General features: G+C 64.2%; 20 protein-coding genes. 12 read left to right on the top strand and 8 right to left on the bottom strand.

The genetic code is table 11. The features are described 5' to 3' along the window. Positions 1–205: 205 nt before the first annotated feature. Positions 206–1189, bottom strand: a complete 984-nt coding sequence (locus ACFODV_RS12370) for a calcium/sodium antiporter (RefSeq protein ID WP_379759860.1) — start codon at positions 1187–1189, stop codon at positions 206–208. Between the two features lie 201 nt (positions 1190–1390). On the opposite strand from ACFODV_RS12370, the gene ACFODV_RS12365 reads away from it, so the two are divergent. The 8 genes from ACFODV_RS12365 to ACFODV_RS12330 all read left to right on the top strand — a co-directional run bounded on the left by ACFODV_RS12365 (position 1391) and on the right by ACFODV_RS12330 (position 9827). Then, the gene (locus ACFODV_RS12365; protein WP_379759857.1) at positions 1391–2788 is read left to right on the top strand and encodes a PqiA/YebS family transporter subunit; all 1398 of its coding nucleotides are present in this window, start codon (positions 1391–1393) and stop codon (positions 2786–2788) included. Continuing rightward, complete coding sequence (gene pqiB, locus ACFODV_RS12360) at positions 2781–4460, top strand: intermembrane transport protein PqiB (RefSeq protein ID WP_379759854.1); 1680 nt, start codon at positions 2781–2783, stop codon at positions 4458–4460. Before ACFODV_RS12365 ends, pqiB begins: the two co-directional genes overlap by 8 nt. Positions 4461–4505: 45 nt before the next feature. Continuing rightward, a complete protein-coding gene (locus ACFODV_RS12355; RefSeq protein WP_379759851.1) occupies positions 4506–5099 on the top strand; it encodes a PqiC family protein in 594 nt (197 codons plus the stop codon). 236 nt (positions 5100–5335) lie between these two features. Next, the gene (locus tag ACFODV_RS12350) at positions 5336–6649 is read left to right on the top strand and encodes a DEAD/DEAH box helicase (protein ID WP_379759848.1); all 1314 of its coding nucleotides are present in this window, start codon (positions 5336–5338) and stop codon (positions 6647–6649) included. A gap of 13 nt (positions 6650–6662) precedes the next feature. Continuing rightward, positions 6663–7214, top strand: coding sequence for a hypothetical protein (locus tag ACFODV_RS12345; RefSeq protein WP_379759845.1), 552 nt, complete (start codon positions 6663–6665; stop codon positions 7212–7214). 58 nt (positions 7215–7272) lie between these two features. Then, positions 7273–8433, top strand: coding sequence for an MFS transporter (locus tag ACFODV_RS12340; RefSeq protein WP_379759974.1), 1161 nt, complete (start codon positions 7273–7275; stop codon positions 8431–8433). Then, entirely contained in the window at positions 8430–9488 is a 1059-nt protein-coding gene (locus ACFODV_RS12335) for an asparaginase (protein ID WP_379759842.1), read from the top strand. Before ACFODV_RS12340 ends, ACFODV_RS12335 begins: the two co-directional genes overlap by 4 nt. A gap of 102 nt (positions 9489–9590) precedes the next feature. Further along, complete coding sequence (locus tag ACFODV_RS12330) at positions 9591–9827, top strand: DUF2789 domain-containing protein (protein ID WP_379759839.1); 237 nt, start codon at positions 9591–9593, stop codon at positions 9825–9827. Positions 9828–9839: 12 nt separating this feature from the next. On the opposite strand, the gene ACFODV_RS12325 is transcribed toward ACFODV_RS12330, so the two are convergent. The 3 genes from ACFODV_RS12325 to trhP all read right to left on the bottom strand — a co-directional run bounded on the left by ACFODV_RS12325 (position 9840) and on the right by trhP (position 12901). Further along, a complete protein-coding gene (locus ACFODV_RS12325; RefSeq protein WP_379759836.1) occupies positions 9840–10520 on the bottom strand; it encodes a TVP38/TMEM64 family protein in 681 nt (226 codons plus the stop codon). 127 nt (positions 10521–10647) lie between these two features. Beyond that, positions 10648–11304, bottom strand: coding sequence for an anti-virulence regulator CigR family protein (locus ACFODV_RS12320; protein ID WP_379759834.1), 657 nt, complete (start codon positions 11302–11304; stop codon positions 10648–10650). A 151-nt stretch (positions 11305–11455) separates the two neighbouring features. Next, complete coding sequence (gene trhP / locus ACFODV_RS12315; protein ID WP_379759831.1) at positions 11456–12901, bottom strand: prephenate-dependent tRNA uridine(34) hydroxylase TrhP; 1446 nt, start codon at positions 12899–12901, stop codon at positions 11456–11458. A 197-nt stretch (positions 12902–13098) separates the two neighbouring features. Here trhP and queC point away from each other — a divergent pair, with 197 nt between their 5' ends. Genes queC through ACFODV_RS12295 form a run of 4 tightly spaced genes read left to right on the top strand, consistent with a single transcriptional unit; the run spans position 13099 to position 15624 of the window. Further along, positions 13099–13797, top strand: coding sequence for a 7-cyano-7-deazaguanine synthase QueC (gene queC / locus ACFODV_RS12310; protein ID WP_379759828.1), 699 nt, complete (start codon positions 13099–13101; stop codon positions 13795–13797). Then, positions 13797–14483, top strand: coding sequence for a 7-carboxy-7-deazaguanine synthase (gene queE / locus ACFODV_RS12305; protein ID WP_379759825.1), 687 nt, complete (start codon positions 13797–13799; stop codon positions 14481–14483). Before queC ends, queE begins: the two co-directional genes overlap by 1 nt. Further along, complete coding sequence (locus tag ACFODV_RS12300) at positions 14483–15328, top strand: 6-pyruvoyl trahydropterin synthase family protein (protein ID WP_379759822.1); 846 nt, start codon at positions 14483–14485, stop codon at positions 15326–15328. Before queE ends, ACFODV_RS12300 begins: the two co-directional genes overlap by 1 nt. Beyond that, positions 15325–15624: a YkgJ family cysteine cluster protein gene (locus ACFODV_RS12295; protein ID WP_379759819.1), complete on the top strand. Its 300-nt coding sequence runs from the start codon at positions 15325–15327 to the stop codon at positions 15622–15624. Before ACFODV_RS12300 ends, ACFODV_RS12295 begins: the two co-directional genes overlap by 4 nt. A gap of 16 nt (positions 15625–15640) precedes the next feature. Here ACFODV_RS12295 and ACFODV_RS12290 read toward each other — a convergent pair whose 3' ends face one another. The 4 genes from ACFODV_RS12290 to cmk all read right to left on the bottom strand — a co-directional run bounded on the left by ACFODV_RS12290 (position 15641) and on the right by cmk (position 19493). Beyond that, on the bottom strand, positions 15641–15934 hold the full coding sequence (locus tag ACFODV_RS12290; protein ID WP_379759816.1) for a hypothetical protein: 294 nt from the start codon (positions 15932–15934) through the stop codon (positions 15641–15643). Between the two features lie 198 nt (positions 15935–16132). Beyond that, complete coding sequence (locus ACFODV_RS12285) at positions 16133–16510, bottom strand: histone-like nucleoid-structuring protein, MvaT/MvaU family (protein ID WP_379759813.1); 378 nt, start codon at positions 16508–16510, stop codon at positions 16133–16135. Between the two features lie 434 nt (positions 16511–16944). Continuing rightward, positions 16945–18621, bottom strand: a complete 1677-nt coding sequence (rpsA, locus tag ACFODV_RS12280; protein WP_379759810.1) for a 30S ribosomal protein S1 — start codon at positions 18619–18621, stop codon at positions 16945–16947. A gap of 179 nt (positions 18622–18800) precedes the next feature. After that, a complete protein-coding gene (gene cmk, locus ACFODV_RS12275) occupies positions 18801–19493 on the bottom strand; it encodes a (d)CMP kinase (RefSeq protein WP_379759807.1) in 693 nt (230 codons plus the stop codon).

Below are 19493 nucleotides of genomic sequence, written 5' to 3'. Positions count from 1 at the left end.
AGGACACGCCGTGACGCATTCCACCTCGACACTCATGACAGACTCAGCCTAGCAATCAGGACATCAAGCGGCGTTCATAGGAGAGCGCCATAAATAACCTTGGGATCTAAGCTTATTCTGTCGACTTGGTTATCCTACTACTAAAGACTCGCTATCTTGAAAGAAGTTGATCCTCATCTGTGTGTCGTCTTGTCGCAGTCCCCTATTAGCCGCCGCCCCCGCTCAGCACTAGACGCACCAGCCAGGCGGTATAGGTCAGATACATGACGAGCAACACACCGCCTTCCAGGCGGTTGATGCACCCTTCACGGCCTTTCCAGCCCAGGGCAAAGACCGCCAACATCAGGGTCATCGCCGCCATCAGACTCCAGTCGCGCAGGAGCACCTCGGCACCCACCTGAATCGGTTGAATCACTGCGGCGAGACCCACCACCCCGAGGGTATTGAACAAGTTGGAGCCCACCACATTGCCCAGTACCAGGTCGTGCTCGCGACGACGCAGGGCGCTGATCGATGACGCCAGCTCCGGCAGCGAGGTGCCCACGGCCACGACGGTCAGGCCAATGATCAGATCGCTGACGCCGAACCCCTCAGCGATGGCCACTGCCCCCCACACCAGGATCCGCGAACTGATTACCAGCAGCACCAGGCCGATGCCCGTCCAGGCCAGCCCCGCCGCCATGGACATGGGGTGTTCCGCCAGGCTCTGCTCGGTATCAGTGCTGAGTGAGTCGGCACCATCGCGGCGGGCGCGGAAGATACTGGTACCGATAAAGATGGCCAGCAGGGCCAGCAACAGCGTCCCCTCTAGTCTCCCCACCACGCCGCCCCACATCAGCAGCGCCGAGAGCAGTGTGGCACCGCCAAGAATAGGCATTTCACGACGCACCACAGTAGAGTGCACCGCCAGGGGAGAAATCAGCGCCACCAGCCCAAGGATCAGGCCTATGTTGGCGATATTGGAGCCGTAGGCGTTGCCCAGCGCCAGGCCAGGGTTGCCCTGACTCGCTGCCAGGGCCGAGACCACCAATTCTGGCGCCGAGGTGCCAAAGCCAATCACCAGCATACCGATCAGCAACGGCGAAATGCCGAAGCGTGCCGAAGTGGCGGCCGCACCGTCAACGAAGCGCTCGGCGCTCCACACCAGCAGGATCAGGCCCGCCACCACCGCTACCACAGGTAGGATCATCGTATTGCCTCGACTACATTCAGGAGTGCATGTTTCTCTATGGTGCCCAGTGTGCCAACGTGTCACACTTTTATCTGTGATTCGTCTTGCACGGGCGGCAGTGTAGGCCGCACCCACTCTGGGGTGAAGCCCCTCTAACACGACTCGCCAGCAGGAGTGACGTCGACATTGGCCCAGCGCCCCTTCCGCCTTATGAAACACATGCCCTCGCTGCCCACGGAAGCACCGAGGGTGGATCGTTTGCCGCCCGAATCCCGGGGTAGCCGCCGCCTGCGCGCCTGTCAGGAGTGTGACTGGGTGGTCGCCCTTCCCCCGTTGCGCGCCGGCGAACAAGCCGACTGCCCGCGCTGCGGGCACCCCTTGATCAAGCGCCACCTGCGCCCGGCTCAGCGCAGCATGGCGCTGGCGCTGTCCGCGCTGCTGGCGCTGGCCATGGCGCTCTCTTTCCCCTTCATCAGCTTCAGCGTGGGCGGGGTGGGCAACCGCATCGATCTCTCCCAGACCGCCACCACTCTCATCGGTTTCCATCAACCGGTGGTGGCCGGGGCGGTAATCCTGACCATCATCGTGTTACCGGCGCTCTACCTGCTTAGCGTCATCTGGCTGCAGCTTGGCCTGCTGCGCGATGACCCGCTGCCCGCCAGCCACACCATTGCCCGCTCCCTGGCCCATCTCAACCCCTGGATGATGGCCGACGTTTTCATCATTGGCGCCCTGGTCAGCCTGATCAAGATTGCCGGCATGGCCCAGATCGAGCTGGGCGTTTCCTTCTGGGCCTTCTGCGCCTTTGCTGTGCTGCTGCTGTTCACCACCCAATCTATCGACGCCGACTGGATGTGGTTCTCGCTTGCGGGAGAGCCGCGGGCACCCGAGGGCACCCGCACCGGCGAGACCGCCGCCCCTCAGGGCCTGGCAGGCTGTGCCACCTGCGGCCTGATCAATCGCCTCGAGCCGGGGGGGCGGGGACGCTGTCGACGCTGCGGCGAGCGGCTGCGCATCCGCCTGCCCCACAGTCTGCAGCGCACCTGGGCGCTGCTCGCCGCCGCCACGGTGATGTATATTCCCGCCAACGTATACCCGATCATGACCACCATCAGCCTCGGCCACTCGAGCCCCTCGACCATCATCGGGGGCGTGGTGGAACTGGTCCAGATGGGCTCCTGGCCGGTCGCCGCCGTAATCTTCATTGCCAGCGTCATCGTGCCGGTGGGCAAGCTGGTAGCGCTGGCCTGGCTCTGCCTGGTGGTAAGCCGCAGCAGCGAACTCAATGCCGCGGCACGCACCCGGCTCTATCGGGTCACCGAGTTCATCGGTCGCTGGTCGATGATCGATATCTTCGTGGTGGCGATTCTGGTGTCGCTGATCCGCGCAGGCTCGCTGATGTCGATCACTCCCGGACCCGCCGCCCTGGCCTTCGGCGCTATGGTGGTGATCACCATGCTGGCAGCCATGACCTTCGACCCGCGGCTACTGTGGGACGCCCCGTTGCCGCGCCGCAACGCCAGACGCGATCCCCTCGACGCGCAGCAGAATGCCCCAGGCACACCCCAGCATTCACCAGGAATACGCCAGGATCCACAAGGAATAGCGGATGAGTGATTTACCTCGCGGCGAGCCCGCTCCCGAGCAGGATCAGCACAAGGCCAAGCCCTCTCCCCAGGCCCGCTTCTCGCCGATCTGGATAGTACCCATCGTGGCCATCGTGATCGGCATGTGGCTGGTCTATGACAACTATCGCAGCCGCGGCCCTCAGGTGACTCTGGTAATGGCCAACGCCGAGGGCATCGAAGCCGGCAGCACCCTGATCAAGACCCGCAACGTTCAGGTCGGCCGCGTCGAGCGGGTCAACCTTTCCGAGGATCTGGCTACCGCGGTGATCACAGCCCGAATGAGCCCCGACACCGAGGGCATGCTGGTGGAGGACAGTCGTTTCTGGGTGGTCAAGCCGCGAGTGGGCCGGGAGGGGATCAGCGGCCTGGGCACCGTGCTCTCCGGCGCCTTCATCCAGCTCGAGCCGGGCAGCAGCGACGCGGCCTCCCGAGAGTTCCAGGTCAGCGACCAGCCGCCGGTAGCCCCGGCGGGCGCGGCCGGCCTGCGCATCAACCTGATTAGCCAGCTGGGGAACTCTCTGAGGGTCGGCGACCCTGTCACCTATCACGGCTATACCGTGGGCCGCGTAGAGGATGCCACGTTCGATGCCCAGACCCGGCGCATGCAGCATCGCATCTTCATCGAGGCCCCCTACAACACCCTGGTCACCGACAGCACCCGCTTCTGGTCGGCCAGCGGTGTCGACATGCGCCTTGACTCCGAGGGCTTCCGGGTCAATGTCGAATCCTTCGAGGCACTGCTGGGTGGCGGCGTCACCTTTGGAGTGCCCGAGGATCTGCCGCTGGGCGGCCCGGTGGAGCCAGACGTCACCTTCAATCTCTATCCCGACGAAGACAGTGCCCGGCAAGGCACCTTCAACCGCTACCTTGAGTATGTGCTGCTAGTAGACGACTCGGTGCGCGGCCTCTCGCGGGGCGCCCCGGTGGAGTTCCGCGGCGTGCGCATCGGCACCGTGGCGGCGGTGCCCTGGAACTTCAATGCGCCTCAGCCCGAGGGCCGCACGGGCTTCTCCATCCCGGTACTGATTCGCATCGAGCCCCAGCGGCTGGGTATCGAGAATCAGGATGTCGATCTGCCCGAGTGGCGGGATCGCCTCGATCGCCTTTTCACCTCCGGCCTTCGCGCCAGCCTCAAGAGCGGCAACCTACTCACCGGGGCAATGTTCGTCGACCTCAATTTCAACAGCGACTTGGCCAATCAGCACGTGGCGGAAACCTTTGTCGACAAGACGGTCTTCCCCACGGTTTCGGGCGGTTTTGCGCTGATTCAGTCCCAGGTAACCGACCTGCTGGTCAAGCTGAACGACCTGGAGATCGAGCCGCTGCTGGCCGGGCTCGATCGCAACCTGGCGGCCTCGGAGGCAATGCTCGGCGAAGTTCGCGAACTCGCCACCTCCCTGAGCACACTGGTCGAAGATCCCGGCACCCGGGAAGTACCGGCTAACCTTAACGCGACGCTGGACGAGCTGCGCGAGACTCTTCAGGGGCTCTCGCCTGGCTCCAGCGCCTATCAGGAGTTGACTGGCGCAGTGGAGCGTCTGGACCGGCTGATGCGCGATATTCAACCGGTGGCACGCACCCTTTCCGAGAACCCTCGCGCCCTGTTCTTCGACAGTCTGGAAACCCAAGACCCCATGCCCCGAGCCCCGCGGCGCGACTGACGACCAAAAAGAAATAAAGACGGCCTTCAACAAGGAGAGAAGACGATGACGAAGCGATGGAGTCTGGCTGTCCTGGCGGCCCTGACGCTGGCGGCGGTGCTCGCCGGCTGCGCCAGTTCAGGCCCGGCACCGACGCGCTACGCCTTGCCCGAAGCAGTCGGAAGCGCGGCTGGCGTCGAAGCCCAGCACTTGCTGCTGCTCAGCCCACCGCGTCTGGCCCACTACCTGGACGTGGACGGCCTGGTGATGCAGGTGGACGATATCACCCTGGTCGAGGCTCGCGGTCATCAGTGGGCCGAGGCCCTAGGCCGCCAGCTCGAGCGTGGCCTGCGCCTTCGCCTGGCCGCTCGGCTGCCCGATACGCGGGTGATGCTGGATGAGGCCGGCGTGAGCGAACCCGGTGCGCTCTCCTTGCGACTGGAAATCGACCGCTTTCAGGGCCGTCATGACGGCCAGGCCGTGATCGGCGGCCAGTGGCAGCTGCGCGACGACAAGGGAAGCCTGCTGGCCATGGACTCCCTACGAGTGGAGGCCGAGCTCGACGATGACGGCTATCCCGCTCTGGTGCGCGCCCTGGGTCGCGGCTGGGACAGCGCAGCCGATGAGCTCGCTGAAGCATTGCGACGCGCACGCCGGTAAGTTCTGTCGCCCCGATCAATGCTTGGGGCGCGGCCTACAAGGGATCGAGAGGGCCGTCACCGGCTTGGTTATAAGCGAAGTAGCTGCGCTGGCGGCGGCAATCTGGCATAATACGGCAACGCGGCAACCATCTAGTCCCTCCTGCCGCCCCTCTACCCCGAATTTTTTCACGCCCCGACCCGGGACTGGTCACGCGAGTTTGTGTGACACGGCCGTGGCGTTTCTGCGGAGACCGCATGACCTTTTCCGACCTTGGCCTGCGTGCCGAACTCCTTCGTGCTGTTGAAGCACAGGGCTATACCATTCCGACCCCGATCCAGCTGCAGGCAATTCCTGCTGTGCTTGAGGGCGGCGACCTGCTGGCTAGTGCCCAGACCGGCACCGGCAAGACTGCCGGCTTTACCCTTCCGATGCTGCAGCGCCTGGCCGACGGCCCGCGCCCTGGCCGTCGCGAGGTGCGTGCCCTGGTACTCACCCCGACCCGCGAGCTGGCCGCCCAGGTCGGCGAGAGCGTGGCCGACTATGGTCGCCACCTTACCCTGAAGAGCCACGTGATCTTCGGCGGTGTAGGCCAGCAGCCCCAGGTAGACGCGATTCGTAACGGGCTAGACGTCCTCGTCGCCACTCCGGGGCGTTTGCTCGACCTCCAGCAGCAGAAGCACGTTGACCTCACCAAGGTCGAGATTCTGGTGCTGGACGAAGCCGATCGCATGCTCGACATGGGCTTCATCCACGACATCAAGAAGATACTCCGGGTGCTTCCCCCGAAGCGCCAGAACCTGCTCTTCTCGGCGACCTTCTCCGACGAGATCCAGGCCCTGGCCAACAAGCTTCTGGACCGCCCGGCAATGATAGAGGTGGCGCGTCGCAACACCACCGCCGAACTCGTCGACCAGGCGATCTACCGCGTGGATCGCGAGAAGAAGCGCGAGCTGCTCGCCCATCTCATCAGCCAGCACAACTGGCAGCAGGTGCTGGTCTTCACCCGCACCAAGCACGGCGCCAACCGCCTGGCCGAGCAGCTCTCCAAACAAGATATCCCGGCCATGGCGATCCATGGCAACAAGAGCCAGTCGGCGCGCACCAAGGCACTGGCCGCCTTCAAGGGCGGTGACCTGCAGGTGCTGGTGGCCACCGACATCGCCGCCCGTGGCCTGGACATCAATGAGCTGCCCCACGTGGTCAACTTCGAGCTGCCCAACGTTGCCGAGGACTACGTGCATCGCATCGGTCGCACCGGCCGTGCCGGCAGCGAGGGCAAGGCGGTATCGCTGGTCTGCGTCGACGAGCACGGCCTGCTCAAGGGTATCGAGCGGCTGATCAAGCGTGACCTCGAGAAACGCATCGAGCCCGGCTTCGAGCCAGACCCCAACGCCAAGCCCGAGCCCATCGAGAACGGCCGCAATCGTGGTGGCGGTGGTGGTGGCCGCGGCAATGGCAACGGCCAGAGTCGTGGCAACCCCCAGGGCCAGCGTCGCAGCGACGATCAATCCCAGGCACCCCGCCGTCGTCGCGGTGGCGGAGGTGGTGGCGGCCGCAGGCAGGCCTGAAGCCTTTAACACCATGCTGAAGCGACTGCTGGGCAAAACGCCCGTCAACGTCTGGGTGATCAAGCAGGTCGATTCCGACCTGCTTCATCTGTGCGGCCGCGCCACCCTTGAGGCAAGCCCCAGCCGCAAGTCGGTGCTGGCGGCCCTCGATGAGGGTCGCTTCACTGGGGCTGTCAAGATGGCTACCGGCGGCGTGGTGCTCAACGCCAAGCTTTTCCAGGCGCTGGTGCCGGCGGATCAGCTCGAACTGCTTCCCGACGGCCAGGCACGCTGGCGTGAGCGAGACTGGAGCCTATCCCAGGTACCTCAGCGCTGCTGGACATTCCCTGGGCCCCTGATTGCCCAGATCGACCCTACCAGCGCTTCCGGCGCCCTGATCAGTTCCGAGGATGTCACCGCCATTCGCGAGCGGGTAGCGCAGTCTACGCCACAGCGCCCCGGTGAAGTCGTTTTCAGGCCCGAAAATGCCAATGAGGACGACCCCCTGATGGCGGCCAAGGAGGAAACCGCTCCCCAGACGTCACGGCCTAAGACAGGTAGAAAGTGGCGCCGTGACGGTCACTGACACGCCCTCGACCAGCCCTCCCTCAGGAAAACGCACCCTGCTGGTTTTCATCGGCCTGATGGTGCTGGTGGGACTCAACTTGCGCCCCGCCCTGTCAAGCCTGGCTCCAGTTCTGAATCGCATTCAGCAGGATACTGGCCTCTCTCCTCTCTCCATTGGCGCCCTCACCACCCTGCCGGTGCTCTGTCTGGGGCTATTCGCCCCGATGGCACCCTGGCTAGCCAAGCGGTTCGGACCCGAACGGACGCTGGCCGGCGGCCTGGCGCTATTGGCCGGCGGCCTGGCGCTGCGCGGGGTCCCGGCCGTACCCGCACTCTTTCTCGGCACCCTGATGGTCGGCGGCGCCATCGGCGTGGCCGGCACCCTGCTGCCTGCACTGGTCAAGCGCGAGCTGCCCGTCGGCGCCGATCTGATGACCGGCGTCTATACCATGGCGCTGTGCCTGGGTGGTGCCCTGGGCGCGGGACTCAGCATTCCCCTGGCCGACCGGCTGGGCGGATGGCACCTGGGGCTGGCGAGCTGGTCGGCGCTGGCCGCACTCGCCCTGGCGGCCTGGCTGTTGATGGTACCGCGGCGCGACGAGACGACCCTGCCCAGCGCGGGTGGCTCGATGCGCTCGGTGCTCGGCCAGCCTCTGGCCTGGCAGGTGATGCTGTTCATGGGCCTGCAGTCGTCGCTGGCCTATATCGTCTTCGGCTGGCTGCCGACCCTGCTGGTGGAGCGAGGCTACGGCGAAGGAGAGGCCGGATGGATGATGGGCGCTTCGGTGATGGTGCAGCTTCCCGCTGCGCTAGGTGCGCCCTGGCTGGCCCGGATGGGCCGCGATCAGCGACCGGCACTGCTTACCGTTTTGGCGATGATCGCCGCCGGCTTCTGGCTGCTGCTCGTCGGACAGGAGTCCCTGGGCTGGCTCGGCATCGTGCTCCTCGGACTTGGTCAGGGCGGCGGCTTCAGCCTGGCGCTGACGCTGATCGTGCTGCGCACCGGGAACTCCCGGCTGGCGGGCAAGCTCTCCGGCCTGGCCCAGGGCGGCGGCTATACGCTGGCCGCCATGGGTCCGCTGGGCATCGGCGTAATGCTGCAGCTCGATCTCGAGCTCGCCACCATCACCGCCGTGCTGCTGGCGATCTGCGCCTCGGCGGCCACCTTTGCCCTTTTCGCCGGACGTAACCGCCGCTTGGAGATCGACGCCGAGGGACAGCTGGTCACCCGATCATGAGTGCCCGTGCCGCTGCTTCCACCCTGCGCCCCCCGCTGGTGATCTACACAGGCGGCACCCTGGGCATGGTGGCAGATGAACAGGGCCTCATCCCCGGCGGGGATATTGAGGCACGTCTGGCCCGGGCCCTGGACGCCCTTCCCGCGCAGCGCCGGGCGGCCCTGCCGGACATTGAAGTGCTGGCCTTCCCCGACCCCATCGACTCAAGCGCCGCTACCCCTCGGGAGTGGCAGCGTCTGGCAGCTGAGATCGCCCAGCGCTATCGGGACCACCCCGGCGTCGTGGTATTGCACGGCACTGACACCCTGGCCTGGACGGCGTCTAGCCTGGCCTACCAGCTGCAGGGCCTGGACCGCCCGGTGGTGGTGACCGGCGCCATGCAGCCACTGGAGGCCGAAGGCAGCGACGCCGCCGACAACGTCGAGCTGGCGCTGCGTTATGCCGTCAGTCCGGCACTCAAGGAAGTGGCCATCGCCTTCGGCGGCAAGCTGCTGCGCGGGGTGCGGGCCCGCAAATGGCAGTCGCGGGATGCGGATGCCTTCGCCAGTCCTAACTATCCGCTGCTCGGCGAGCGGATCGGCATGGATCCCATCCTCTACCTCAAGCACAGCCTGTCTCGCCAGCAACGCGGCGCCCCTCGCTTCGAACTGCCTGATTACGGTCCGCTGGCGGAGGGTGGTGTGGCCCGCATCGCGCTCTGGCCAGGCATCACGGCACGTCAGGTCGCCGCATGGCTTCAGTACCCGACACTCAAGGGGGCTCTGCTGGAGGTGTGGGGAGGCGGCAACGTCCCGGAAGATCCCGAACTGCTCGGCGTACTCGCCGACGCCAGCGGTCAGGGCAAGCTGCTGGCGGCGATCAGTCAGTGCCCCCATGGCGGCATCGCCATCGGCCACTATGCGGCCGGCCAGGGGCTGCACGCCGCCGGCGTGCTCTCGGCGGATGACATGACCCCGGAGGCGGCACTCACGAAGCTTGTCCATCTGCTGGCTCAGCCACTTGCCGATGACGAGCGCCGGCGGCGCTTCCTCACCCGGCTGGTGGGCGAACGCTGAAAATGATTGTCACCAGCGTTGACGCCGGTCATGCAACCCAAGGCGCAAGCCGCTATGGTGGGGTTTCGTCTAATATCGCTGTGACCCGCTAGGAGAGCCTCCATGGAACATCCCGATCACCCCTTCACCGAACTTTTCGAACAGCTGGGCCTGGCCTCGGACCCGGAAGCAATCAAGCGATTCATCGAACGCAACGGCCCTATACCCGGCGATGTGGCTCTGCCTGACGCCCCCTGCTGGAATGAGGGACAGGCGGAATTTCTGCGCGAGGCGCTTGAAGCAGATGCCGACTGGGCCGAGGTGGTCGACCATCTGAACGCCTCGCTGCGCAAGCCCTAACCGCCGTCCAGGCTAGCCGCTGGCTGCCTGGCCGTTGGCGTCCACGCGGCGCCGCACCCAGGCACCCAGCAGCAATAGCGCGGTGAGTGCCAGCAGAGGCAGAATCACGCTGATGCTCACCGCCTCGTCATTCTCTACCGCCTCCAATGCCCCATAGATCGCACTGGCGTAAACCGCCCACTTCATTCCGAGGCCAATGATGGCCGCCACAATGAAGGTGCCCAGCGGTAGGCGCAGCAAGCCCGCAGCATAGTTGACGACCGAGTGGGGAAAGCCCGGAAGCACACGCAGGGCGCACTGGGTCAGGAAATCGCTGCGCCGTTCCAGGCGGCGCATAATCTTCAGAGTCAGTCCCTTCGGAGGCCAGCGATCTCCTACCCGAGCAGAGATCCAATAAGCGCCGAGTGCACCGACGACGCTACCGACAATCAGCATCGGTGTGGCCGCCAGGGGTGGGTAGAAAGGGGCGATCAACCACAGGCCAATGCTGCCAGGCAGGCCCAGCGCCAGCGTCACTGCCATCACCAAGATGACAGTGATGACCACAACGGGGTGATGGGAGGCCTCTTCGGCCCATTGCTGCAGAGAGGCCAGATCGGGGGAGTGCCAGGTCCACAGGTAGAGGACCATCAGCAGCAGGCCTCCCACTGTCGCTAACCGCCATGGGCGGCGCAGTGAGCTATCGTTGAACATCGAGGGTCTTCCGGCGCGCATTGACACTTATGTTGCCATGCCGGGCGATCCGTACGCCATAGTCAGCCGAAATCGGCCCGGCCTCCTGAGGAGACCGGGCCGATGGAGTGCCGACCGACTGACGATGTCAGTAGAGAATATCGCGAATCACCTCATAGATGATCTCGTTGGCGGTATCGACCAAGATGGCATCGGGGCCCACGCGGCGCCACTCGTAGCCTTCATAGCGGGGCAGCGAGTCCCGCGAGCGCTCATCGAAGCGCTTGGCGATGCCGGGAGGCAGCGGCTTGCCGCGCTCTAGGTTCATGCGAATGCCCGGCGGCAAACCCGCGCGCTCATCCTCCTGAACCCAGTCGCGGCGTTCGCCAAACAGTCGACGCAGTTCGCGCTCGTCCAGACTCGGACCGCTGCGATAGCGGTCGTCACGATGGTCACGATCCCGGTAGGTATCATCACGACGTTCACGGTCCCGATAACTATCTTCACGACGTTCGCGATCCCGATAACTATCTTCACGACGTTCGCGATCCCGGTAACTATCTTCACGACGTTCGCGATCCCGGATGTCCTCCCGGCCTCGGTCGGCATCGCGGCCGGACTGGCCCTGGTGGCGGGCCTCCTGGGACTTCTTCTGCTGACCAGGAGGCATCTTGCGCTCTTCATGTCCCTGCCCCTGACCGCGGCCAGGATTGTCGGCGGGCTGCGCCAGGGTGGGGCCTGCCGCCATCAGCAGCACCAGGCTGGATGAGGCCAGGGCCAGGCGCAGATTGATTGGCTTGCTCATGTGAACCTCCGGTTCCATGGGGGGATACGCATCAGAATAGCCCCCAATGATGCATCCGGCGTGAACACAGTTGTCGCATTACGGCGACACCACTCTCGATCACGATGGCCATGTACCGGTAACGAAGCTACAGGCCCCCTCGCCCTCAGACCTACTTCAGATCGCGCATCAGCAGCGCGAACTCGATGCGCTCCGGCGCAATGGCCTCGCCCGGTACCGGAATACGCACCACGTGGCCGGAGCCAGGGGCCGCACCCACGGATTCACCGCGCTTGTTTTCGATATGCTCGAGCACGAAGCGACGGTTGCCGCCCGGCAGCATCAGCTCCATGCCGTCACCCACCTCGAAGCGGTTCTTGACGTCCACCTCCAGCGCGCCGCGATCCGGGTCGTAGCCGATCACCTCGCCGACGAACTGCTGGTGCACACCCACCGAGTTGCCCTGCTCATAGTTCTGATACTCATCGTGGACATGGCGGCGGTAGAAACCCTCCGTATACCCGCGGTTAGCCAGGTTGTCGAGCTCATCCATCAAGCGCATGTCGAAGGGACGGCCGGCGACGGCGTCATCGATGGCCCGGCGGTAGACCTGGGCGGTGCGTGCCACATAGTAGTGGGACTTGGTGCGCCCCTCGATCTTGAGCGAGGTAATGCCCATCTCGGCGAGCTGCGGCACGTGCTGCACGGCGCGCAGGTCCTTGGAGTTCATGATGTAGGTGCCGTGCTCGTCCTCGAACACCGGCATCAACTCGCCGGGGCGGGTGCGATCCTCGATCAGCGCCGAGAGCTCGTCTTGACCCTCCACGCCGCCGGCGGTAGCCGTGCTTGGTGAAGCGCTATCCACCACTTCGGCACTGCCTCCCCCGGAGGCGATCAGACCACCGCCCTGCTGTCCGCCCTCTCCGGGGGTCCAGATCCCGCTTCCCGCATGGGCACGGGCGGAGTTGGCAGGCACCAGGTCGCCGGTCTCGTCATGGGCCGCGGCCACGGTGTTGTACTTCCAGCGGCAGGCGTTGGTGCAGGTGCCCTGATTGGGGTCGCGATGGTTGAAGTAGCCGGAGAGCAGGCAACGTCCGGAGTAGGCGATGCACAGGGCACCGTGGACAAAGGTCTCGATCTCCAGGTCCGGGCACTCGGCGCGGATCTCGCCGATCTCGGCCAGCGACAGCTCCCGCGAGAGAATGATGCGGCTGATGCCCTGCCGCTGCCAGAACCGGGCCGCGGCCCAGTTGACCACGTTGGACTGCACCGAGAGGTGGATCACCTGATCCGGCCAGCGCTCGCGGACCATCATGATCAGACCCGGATCGGACATGATCAGCGCGTCCGGACCGGCCTCGATCACCGGCTCCATGTCGCGCAGATAGGTCTTCAGCTTGCTGTTGTGGGGTGCAATGTTCGAGGCCACATAGAACTGCTTGCCGCGCTCGTGGGCGTAAGCGATGCCCTTGTGCAGGTTATCGATCTTGAAGTCGTTGTTACGCACGCGCAGCGAATAGCGGGGCTGGCCGGCATAGACCGCATCCGCCCCGTAGGCGAAGGCGTAGCGCATGTTCTTGAACGTTCCCGCTGGGGAGAGCAGTTCCGGGGCTTGCATCTGAAGTCACCGTTGTCAGGACGATGGCCCCCCGGGCGAAGCCGCCCAGGGGGCAAAGGGTTTGGAAGGCGCGAGAGTCTAGCAACTGCCAGGGAATCTGGCCAGAAAGCGACGATTTGCGTACACTGCTCGGCGCCGGACCGGACCCCGGAACGCCGCTGCGACGGCCCGATAAATTCTCCGATCAGAGTTGACCCATGACCCTTTCTGCTTCCCCCACGGCGGCCGCTCGCCGCACCGTGGTGATCTACTCCGGCGGCATGGATTCCTATACCGTGTTGCACCGCGCCCTGCGCGAAGGGCTCGACGTCCACGCCCTCTCCTTCGACTACGGACAGCGCCACGCCCGCGAGCTCGAGGTCGCCGAACGCGTCTGCCGTCAGCTCGGCGTGCCCCACCAGGTGGTGGACATCCGCGCGATCCACGGCCTGATCGACAACTCCGCGCTGACCGATGCCAGCCGTGCTCTGCCCGAGGGTGATTACGGCGAGGAGAACCTCGGCGCCACGGTCGTCCCCAATCGCAACATGATCCTGCTCGCCCTGGCCATCGCCAAGGCGGTGAACATCGGCGCGGGCCGGGTCGACTATGGCGCCCACGGCGGCGACCACGTGCTCTACCCCGATTGCCGCCCCGAATTCGTCGAGGCGATGAACGCCGTGGCCGGTATCGCCAATTTCGAGGCCGTCGAGATCCACGCCCCCTACCTGCATGCCACCAAGACACAGATCCTCGCCGAGGGTCTCGCCATGGGGCTCGACTACATCGATACCTGGACCTGCTACCGGGGCGAGGCGCTTGCCTGCGGACGCTGCGGCAGCTGCCGCGAGCGTCTGGCGGCCTTCGCCGCAAGTGGGGTCAATGATCCCATTGCCTACGCCGAAGGGGTCACCTGATGTACCACGTCAAGGAGGCCTTCTACACCCTGCAGGGTGAGGGCGGCCAGGCGGGCCGCGCCAGCGTGTTCTGCCGGTTCTCGGGCTGCAACCTCTGGTCCGGCCGGGAGGCGGACCGGACCGCCGCGGCCTGCCGCTTCTGCGATACCGACTTCATCGGCACCGATGGCCAGAATGGAGGCCGCTTCGCCGATGCCGCGCTCCTGGCCAACCACCTGGCAACCCTATGGCCCGATCGAGACGGCCCGGGTGCGAGAGCCGGCACCCCCTATGTGGTGTTCACCGGGGGCGAACCGCTGTTGCAGCTCGATGAGCCGCTGATCCAGGCCATGCATGCCCGGGGTTTCGAGGTCGCCGTGGAGACCAATGGCACCCTGCCCGCTCCCGCCGGCATCGACTGGCTGTGTGTCAGCCCCAAGGGTCAGAACGCCCTGGCCATTACCGCAGGGAGCGAGCTGAAGCTGGTCTACCCTCAGACCGATGCGCCGCCCGAACACTTCGCCGGACTGGCGTTCGACCACTATTTCCTGCAGCCCATGGACACCGGTCCCGGTACCGCCGAGCTCCCTGTCGACACTGCGGTCAATCCTGCGGTCAACACCACGGCGGCCAGCGTGGCGTATTGCCTCGCCCACCCACAGTGGCGACTGTCGCTGCAGACCCACAAGATCACGGGGATCGACTGATGACGCTATTCGTCAACCGCCTGACCCAGCTCGACGTCTCCTGGTGGTGTCCCACCCGGGGCCTGGTCGGGGCCAGCTGGCACGTTGACGTCGAGCTCGACGGTGAGCTAGGTGATGACGGCATGCTGTTCGACTTCGGCGATGTAAAGCCCTGGATCAAGCAGCGCCTGGATGCCGGCGTCGATCACACCCTGCTGGTACCCAGTCGCGCTCCGGGGCTGGAGATCCACGATTGCCGCGAGGGGCTCTGCATCAGCACCACCCTGCCCTGGGCCATGGAACTGCGAGTGCCGCGCCAGGCGCTGACCCTGCTGCCCTGGCGGGAGATCAGCGCGGAGCGCCTGGCCGACCATCTGGCGGCGGAGCTGATGCGCCGCCCCCCACCTCGGGTCAGCGACATTCGACTGCGCCTGCGGGAAGAGGAGATCGAGGGGGCGGCCTACACCTACAGCCACGGACTGCGACGCCACGTCGGCAACTGTCAGCGCATCGCCCACGGCCACCGCTCAAGGCTCTATATCTGGCAGCTCGGCAAGCGCGTCCCCGCGTTGGAGCAACGATGGGCCGATTGGCTGGCGGATCGCTACCTGGTCGACGAGGCCGACATCGTCACCGGCGACGAGCCGGCCTGGAAGGCGCTGCTGACGACCCGCTATCGAACGGACCAGGGACAGTTCTTCCTGCGCCTTCCCGAGAAGCGCTGCCATGTGCTGCCGACGCCCACCACGGTGGAGTGGATTGCCGACTGGCTAGCCCAGCAGATCGCTAGCGATACGGGCTGCGAGACCCGGGTTCAGGCCTTCGAGGGCATCGACAAGGGCGCCATCGCCCAGGCCGTGCCATGACAGCTGGAGCCACCTCGCTCAACGGAAAGAGCCCCCTCGAAGACGCCTGCCGTCCGGGGTGCGGGGCCTGCTGTATTGCCCCCTCGATCAGCACGCCAATACCCGGCATGCCCAAAGGCAAGCCGGCCGGGGTTCGCTGCCTTCAGCTGGATCACAACAACCTCTGCCGGCTGTTCGGCGACCCACGTCGGCCGGCCGTATGTGAGCAATTCGGCTTTGATCGGGTGCTGTGCGGGGAACATCGCGAGCAGGCGCTGGAGCGCATTGCCGCGCTAGAGATCGCCACGGGCGGGTAAGTGCCAGCGGAATGCCTTAGGCGATACGTCCCAGTCTTTGAAGTGTCTTGAGCAAGTCGGCCACTTGATCGGCGGGCTGGTGATACTCCCGCATCAGCTCTCGCAAACGATGATCGAAATGATCGGAGTCTGGCATCTCCTCATCCTGAACAGGCATCGCAGGAATCAACGGGGGTTGGTTAAAAGCGTCGAGAGCATCTTCGGGACCATCGAGTTTACGAAGTGCCTGGGCGAAGGCGTCATCGAGTTCACGAAATTGGCGCAGTTTTTCACGCTCGTCCATCGGTTTATGCTGGGTGTGCTGTTTCATTCGTCACCGGTCGTTCGTGAGGGACGGCTCAGAGAAGGAGCATCGGGAGAAACTGGAACTCGCCACGTCGCGCGTCGAGGGCTTCGCGAAATCAGCTGACCGCCATCGGACGCGTGGACGAAACAAGGGGTCGACACGCCAGCGGCGCCCTGAAGGCGCCGCCGGAAAAAGAGCATGAACCCCGAAGGGGGTGAACAATTACTCTTCTACGCGGACCAGCCAGGATTCCACGGTGTCACTGTTGTATTCGTCCTTCCACGCCTTCAACGTCTTGTGGTTGCCACCGCGAGTTTCCACGACTTCACCGGTGTTGGGGTTCTTGTAGATCTTGAGCTTACGCTTGCGCCGCGCACCTGCCGGCGCAGAAGCCGCTTTGGGGGCAGACCCAACGGGTTTCGGATCGAGCAACGCGATTACGTCGGCGGCACTCTTGTCGAACTCCTTCATCAGCGACTCGAGGCGATCCTTGAACTCGAGCTCCGACTGAAGGCGCTTGTCGTTCTGCAGCTTCTCCATGTTGGACTGGAGTTCTTTCAGCTGCTGTTCCATCTGCATGTATTCGTTGATCAGAGACATTATCTGACTTCCTTCTTTTGGGGTGGCTAATGCAACGGGAGCGGCATTATCTGACAGTCGTCATATAATTGGCAATAGTTTGGACGACACCGGGACTCAACGCAACTCAAGGATAACTATCGTGGATCAATAATGGAGTGCATGACACAACTTGCTGAGCCCTGAAAGCCTGAATCTATAGAGCAAAAAACGCGGGAAAGCGGATGGACTTGGCAATTCAGGGGAAACGTTCAGACTGACAGTTCAGACAAACAGCCCAAATCAATAGAGCAAATCAACACGTCACACCCACACGTTTGAGGGGCCAGTTTCTCGNTGATAACTCATCAAGAACCGCTGAGTACTGGGCGTATGGTTTGAATTCGGGGCACCAACAAAAAAACCGCCGCCCCGAGGGGCGGCGGTTCCTGTTCCGTCGGAAAGAAACTTCCCGATCAGTCCTGACCCATCTGCTGCTTGATAAGATCGCCGATGGTCATCGCACCACCGCTCTCTGGAGACTCTTCGCGCAGCTTCTTCAGGTTCTGACGAGTATCGTCCTGATCCTTGGCCTTGACGGACAGGGCGATCTGACGGTTCTTGCGATCGACGCCGATGATACGGGCCTCGACGCTGTCGCCTTCGTTCAGAACGTTACGGGCATCTTCAATGCGGTCGGCGCTGATCTCGGAAGCCTTCAGCACGGCAACAACATCGGTCGCCAGCTCGACCTGGGCCTGCTTGGCATCGACCTCGACCACGCGGCCGGTGACGATGGTGCCCTTGTCGTGGACCGCCAGGTACTCGGCCACCGGATCGGTATCGAGCTGCTTGATACCCAGGGAGATGCGCTCACGCTCCGGATCGATGGAGAGGATGACTGCCTCGGCCTCGTCGCCCTTCTTGAAGCCGCGAACGGCTTCTTCACCGGTATCCGTCCAGGAGATGTCGGACAGGTGAACCAGGCCGTCGATGCCGCCTTCCAGACCGATAAAGATGCCGAAGTCGGTGATCGACTTGATGGTACCGGCAACACGATCGCCCTTGTTGTAGCGGCCGCTGAAGTCTTCCCACGGATTGGTGGTGCACTGCTTGATACCCAGGGAGATACGACGACGCTCCTCGTCGATATCCAGCACCATGACGTCAACATCGTCGCCGACCTGGACAACCTTGGACGGGTGGATGTTCTTGTTGGTCCAGTCCATCTCGGAGACGTGGACCAGGCCCTCGACACCCTCTTCCAGCTCGGCAAAGCAGCCGTAGTCGGTGAGGTTGGTGACGGTGGCGTGAACCTTGGTGCCTTCCGGGTAACGATCCTTGATGTTGACCCAGGGATCTTCGCCCAGCTGCTTCAGACCCAGGGAGACGCGATTGCGCTCGCGATCGAACTTGAGCACCTTGACGCTGATCTCGTCACCCACGGCAACGATCTCGCTCGGGTGCTTGATGCGCTTCCAGGCCATGTCGGTGATGTGCAGCAGGCCGTCAACGCCGCCGAGGTCGACGAAGGCGCCGTAGTCGGTCAGGTTCTTGACGATACCCAGGATCTGCTGGCCTTCCTGCAGGGTGGCGAGCAGGGCCTCACGCTCAGCGCTGTTCTCGGCTTCAAGCACGGCGCGGCGGGAAACAACGACGTTGTTGCGCTTCGGGTCGAGCTTGATGACCTTGAAGTCGAGTTCCTTGTTCTCGAGATGCGTGGTGTCGCGCACCGGACGCACGTCAACCAGGGAACCCGGAAGGAAAGCACGGATGGAGTCGACATCGACGGTGAAACCGCCTTTGACCTTACCGTTGATCACGCCCTTGACGATTTCGTCTTTCTCGAAGGCCGCTTCCAGAATCTTCCACGCTTCGGCGCGCTTGGCCTTTTCACGGGAAAGACGTGTCTCGCCGAAACCGTCCTCGACGGCTTCCAGGGCAACGTGAACTTCGTCGCCGATGGCGATGGACAGCTCGCCATTGTCGTCGCGGAACTGCGACGCGGGGATCTGACCTTCGGACTTCAGGCCGGCATTGACGGTGACCCAGTCACCTTCGATGTCGACAATGGTAGCCACGACGATAGCGCCCGGCTCCATGTTGATGTCCTGGAGGGATTGTTCAAACAAATCAGCAAAGCTTTCGCTCATGGTGTTCCTACGTGATCAACGTTAAGTGCGGTCATGCCGCTTCCTCCGCACCACCAGCGAGTGCGGGCCTTATTTACACAACCCCCGGAGATGTTGGCGCTGGTTCGACCTGGCTCGGCTATCGGAAATCGCTACCGAACCACGTCATCACATGCTGCCGGGGGCGCCGCAAGGGGGTTTCAGATGGCAGACGCCAGACCACGTTCGGTCAGCAGTTCCGTCAGCCGATCCACCACTTCCGGTATCGTCAGGCGCGTGGTGTCAAGCGTGATGGCATCATCTGCCGGCTTGAGCGGGGCCACGCTGCGCTGCATGTCGCGTGCATCGCGTGCCTGAATCTCCTTCAAAAGACTCGATAGACTAGCATTCACCCCGGCTTCCCGCAACTGAAGCTGACGCCGCCGCGCCCTCTCCTCCGCGCTTGCCGTGAGGAAGATCTTGAGTGGGGCATCGGTGAACACCACCGTCCCCATGTCGCGGCCGTCGGCCACCAGGCCCGGCGGCTTGCGGAAGTCACGCTGACGGCTCAGCAGCGAATCGCGTACCGCCGACAGGGCCGCCACTCGGGAGGCGGCATCGCCCACCTGTTCGGTGCGGATGGTGGCGGTGGCATCCTGCCCCTCTAGCAGAATGCGGGTCGTTTCCACGTCAGCGACGAATACCACGTCGAGCGCGGCAGCCACCGAAGCGAGCCCCGGTTCGTCGTCCAGCGCCACACCGTGCTTGCCGGCGGCCAACGCCGTGAGACGGTACAGGGCACCCGAGTCAAGCAGGTGCCAGCCCAGGCGCTCGGCAACGAGGCGGCTGATGGTGCCCTTGCCGGCACCGCCGGGACCATCGATGGCAAGGACCGGTGCGGAAGTCTCGGTCAT

Origin of the sequence: Halomonas tibetensis (genome assembly GCF_042643535.1) — a bacterium.
Classification (GTDB): Bacteria; Pseudomonadota; Gammaproteobacteria; order Pseudomonadales; family Halomonadaceae; genus Halomonas; species Halomonas tibetensis.
This window is presented reverse-complemented; position numbering and strand designations above follow the sequence as displayed.